Below are 4,700 nucleotides of genomic sequence, written 5' to 3' on the forward strand. Positions count from 1 at the left end.
CTTGTAGAAGCAATTAAATCTCCCTTGGGGCTAAATGCTACACCTATGACATAATTTTCATGTCCGGTGAGAGTATGTATCAAAGTGCCATCTGGTTTCCACAGTTTTACCGTGTTATCCCAACTTGTAGAAGCAATTAAATCTCCCTTGGGGCTAAATGCTACACCTATGACATAATTTTCATGTCCGGTGAGAGTATGTATCAAAGTGCCATCTGGTTTCCACAGTTTTACCGTGTTATCCCAACTTGCAGAAGCAATTAAATCTCCCTTGGGGCTAAATGCTACACCTATGACATAATTTTCATGTCCTTCTAAGCTATTGATTTCTTTATATCCTTCCCAGTTAACAGTTTGTTGCAGAATATCGGTGGTTTGTATGTTTTCTGTGCTGCCATTTGCTTGTTGCTCTAGTTTCAGCGCTGCTAACTGGAGATCTAAAGTTCTCTCTCCTGAAATTATGCGAGTTTTTAACTCTCTCATCTCAGCTTTGCGTTCGCTGCGGACAGCTTGCCGTCGTTGCATTTCTGACCACACAGCAAGTAGAGAAATTATCACAGAAAATGTAACCAACCCTGCAAATATCCGTTGACGTTGCCGTTGTTTTCTTTTTTGTTCCTGCTCTTGCAGTTGCTGACTTAACTGAATAAATTCTACTTCGTCTGGGGAAAGTTCCTCCTGACGTTGTGTCAGTTGTTCCTGTGCTTGAGCGAGTGCCACTCCCCGCAATAAAGCTCCTTGGTCTCGGTTATTCTCTTGCCAATAACTCATTGTCGCCCGCAGACGTTCCTGCCATGTTCTAAACTCCCTGCTAGCATTTATCCAATCCCGCAAAGTTCCCCACTCTCGAATTAAGGCTTCATGCACTACCTCCACCGTATTTTCCTGTTCATTCCTCCCCGTTACCACCAACCTCGCTTGATACCCCGCCAAATAACTGACTAAATTCCAATTATCTTCTCCCACTTCCCCACGGGTAGCAACACGCCTCGTATCTTCTGTACCTTCCCCCGGACGTACTAATTGTACAAATATTCGCTCTGCCTGTTTTTTCTCTGTCTCTTTTAATTGTTGAAAAATTTGTTCTGCATGATTAGCGATCGCTTTTTTTACCCCTCCTATTTCCTCATAAGCATGATGAGTTAATACTCGGTTTTCCTGTTTTGACCACAACCGAGTCAAAGCAAATTCTAATAATGGTAAATTTCCGGGTTCTTCTCCCACATCATCCAAAATTATTTCTGTTAATTTTGCCTCTAATTGTACCTCTGATTTTTGAGAAGGTAATTCAATTGCTTGTTGTAATTATTCCCGTTTCATCGAACTAAGTAACTGTGGCGTATATTCCTGCAAAGCATCTCGAAACGGACGATAAGAAAGCACATATCCATAAAAATCCGCCCGTAATGTTAAAACCAGTTTAACATTTTCTTCTCTAATAGCTGTTAACAATGCTTCAGCAAAACGTTCCTGTTTTTCTTTCTCCCGACAAAGGGTATATAATTCTTCAAATTGGTCAACAATTAACAATAATTGTTGACCTGGATTACGTTCTAAAATGCGATTAACTACCTGTGAAAAAGTGATTTTACCTTCCTGCATATCACTTGCTAATCCCGTCGCCTCCCGCAATTTTTGCGTTTCACCCGCTTCCGGTTCCAATTGTCCAACCAACACAAAAGCCAAAGATAAAAACGGTTCTTTTCCCGGAAGAAATGATTCAATCAACCATTTTTTTTCTGTTCTCAATTGAGGAACTAATCCCGCATATACCAAAGAAGATTTACCACTACCACTAGGTCCAACTACAGCAATTAAAGGTTGTTTATGAGTTACTTCAACTAACTTATTCACAAACTTTTCTTGCCCAAAAAAGAAGTCGGCATCTTCCTCTTTAAATGCCGATAAACCTTGATAAGGATTAGGGGGAATTATATGATCATCAGTAATTAAATTCTCATCATTTATAGAAGTATCAGTTAAATCTTTTTTCTTTAAAATTGGAGTTTGATGTTCTAGGTAACTCATCATTTGTGAGCAACCTAATTCATAAGCTTCCTCCACCTCATAATCAGCAGCAAGAGCATCATAAAAAGCCACAGCAAAAGCCACCGCAGCATTATCTCCTACAGCCTTATTCATGCCAATAACATAATTAACATATTGACTAATTGCCTCCGCTTGTACTTCCGAATAACAGGCATTTAAAAGTACACATTCGACATTTTTTTTCGCAAACAATTTAAACATACTAGCCAGAGCATTTGTCTGAACCAGCACCATTTTTCCCATTTCATCTTCCAAAACAATACCATCTTGTCCCGTACCATGTCCGCAAAAGTGGATTATATGAGGTCGATAATCTAAAATAGCTCGATAAAAGTCACGGGCACGGACAGCCAATTTTTGTTGTAATTGAAATTGGTCTCGTTTATTAGCTCGGCGTAACCCTTCGTCTATTTCTCGTATTTCTTGGTCTAATCTTAGGGGGGCAGTATTTTTAGGATTAGCTGCTAGGATAAGGATGGTTTTGGCATTTGGGTTATTGGTCATTTTAGTTGTCAGTTATACAAAATTCAAAAAAAGTTTGTGCGTCTATGTATTAATTTCTCTTAGTATTGATATTGATTTTTAATATTTTAGATGTAAGTTATATTCTCTACCAATCCCACTAACAGAATAAATAGTGAACTTTTTCTGTGACAATTTTTATCCAAAATTAAAAATGCTGATATTGAATTGATTTATTGACCTAAAAAATTATTCGACTAAGTTTTCAATTGAATCAATATCACTAGGCAATTCTTGAGTCAAAACTTCAGCACCATTTGGAGTTACTAAAACATCATCCTCAATTCTAATACCTCGAACATCATCAAATTTTTCTAGCTTTTCCCAATTCACAATATCTTGATATTTTTGACGCATTTCTTTGTCATTTAAAATGCCTGGTACTTGATAAAAACCAGGTTCAATTGTGACTAACATTCCGGGAATTAATGGACGATTTAATCGTAGAAAACCTAAACCAAAACGACTACTACGCTCCCGACCTATTTCATATCCAGCTAAATCTCCTAAATCTTCCATATCGTGAACATCTAAACCTAATAAATGACCGATTCCATGAGGAAAAAATAAGGCATGAGCATCCATTTCTACTAAGTCTTCTGCTTCACCTTTTAAAATTCCTAAATTTACTAATCCTTCCGCAATAACTTGAGCTGCTAATAGATGAATATCTAAATATTCAATACCAGGTTTTATTTGAGCAATGCAAGTATCATGAGCAGCTAAAACTACATCATAAATATCTCGTTGGGTGGGAGAAAATTTACCAGAAACAGGCCAAGTTCGAGTCACATCACTCGCCCAACCTAAATTTGTTTCTGCTCCCACATCTGCTAATAGTAAATCTCCTGTTTGTAGGGGGTGATGATATTGTTCATTGTGCAAAACTTCTCCATGTACAGTCACAATACTGGAGTAAGCACAAGTCATATTATGGGAGATAATAATACTCTCCATTGCGGCTCGGATATTAGACTCGAATTTAGAATTTTTGGTGGCTGCCATTCCAGCTTTATGAGCTTCTACAGTTACTGCTACTGCTTGTTTTATTTCTGTTAAAGCTGTGGCATCATGGCTAAGTCTTAAAGAGATAATCGCTTTTGTTAACTCTAAGTCAATTTCTTTGGGGTTATTAGGTGCAGAAATATCTCTATTCAGAGTTTTAAATTGTGTGGTTTGAGTAGGATAATTTTGCACATAAATAGTCGCAGCATTTGTGGCGCGAGATTTCAATTCTTGCATAGGAAAAGCAGCATCAGCACCAATAATTTCAGCTAGGTGATCGCGTCTAGGCATTTCTCCATGCCAAAGTAGACTACTCGGTGGTGCATTATCCATAAATAGTTCTAATTTTTCTCCATCTAAATGTATAGCAGCATCTTCAATAGGTAGTCCAGCAAAATAGAGAAAATGACTGCTAGGACGGAAGGGAAAAGTATTAGCTGGAAAGTTGCGGGGACTACGACTTCCTGACCAAAGTATGACGGGAAAATTGATTAATTTTGCTAATTTTTGTCGTCGGTTACGAAGTGTTGTTGCTAGAGAAGTATGTAAGTTAGGAATATGCATGAGAGTTATTTATATAAAGTCAGGAATAAGGAAGAAGAAAGAAGGAAGCAATGATATAAATAAATAGTTTCTAATTTCCTTTTTGCAGTATTATTTTTGATGATTGGTATCACAAATGATAGATAATTTGAAAAAATATCTATCATTTGTTATTGTAGCAGCTTAAAAAGGAAGAAGGAAGAATAAATCATAAGAAAGAAGGAAGAAGGAAGAAATAAGAAGGATATAAATCAAAATTTTCTAGTTTCCTTTTTGCCCTATGATTTTTGATAATTGGTATCACAAATGAAAGATAATTTGAAAAAATACCTATTTTACTATTGTACCAGCTAAAAAAGGAAGAAGGAAGAATAAATTAAGAGAAAGTCAACAATGATATAAATAGGACTTACACATGAACGCTATTGGTAGGGTGTGTTAGCGCTAGCGTAAGGCACCAATAACCCTTGTGTAGTGTATTTGCGTAAGTCCTGATAAATAAATAGTTTCTAGGATGAGAGAGAAATCAATTCTCAGCAAAATTTTCTAGTTTCCTTTTTGCCCTATGATTTTTGATAATTG

2 protein-coding genes and 1 pseudogene are annotated in these 4,700 nt (G+C 36.9%); all 3 read right to left on the reverse strand.

What is annotated here, in order from left to right:
• On the reverse strand, nucleotides 1–770 hold a 770-nt coding region (locus tag F6K13_RS35245; protein WP_375340673.1), incomplete at its 3' end, for a WD40 repeat domain-containing protein.
• A gap of 27 nt (nucleotides 771–797) precedes the next feature.
• A pseudogene (locus F6K13_RS19050) lies at nucleotides 798–2,552 on the reverse strand (CHAT domain-containing protein); the annotation flags it as partial.
• Between the two features lie 207 nt (nucleotides 2,553–2,759).
• Entirely contained in the window at nucleotides 2,760–4,139 is a 1,380-nt protein-coding gene (locus F6K13_RS19055; RefSeq protein ID WP_124143095.1) for an aminopeptidase P family protein, read from the reverse strand.
• Between the last annotated feature and the right edge of the window lie 561 nt (nucleotides 4,140–4,700).

The organism is Okeania sp. SIO2B9, from assembly GCF_010672505.1.
Taxonomy (GTDB): domain Bacteria; phylum Cyanobacteriota; class Cyanobacteriia; order Cyanobacteriales; family Microcoleaceae; genus Okeania; species Okeania hirsuta.

Coding starts and splice junctions, on each gene's coding strand:
- F6K13_RS19055 (WP_124143095.1), bottom strand. CDS start 4,139: ATGCATATTCCTAACTTACATACTTCTCTAGCAACAACACTTCGTAAC.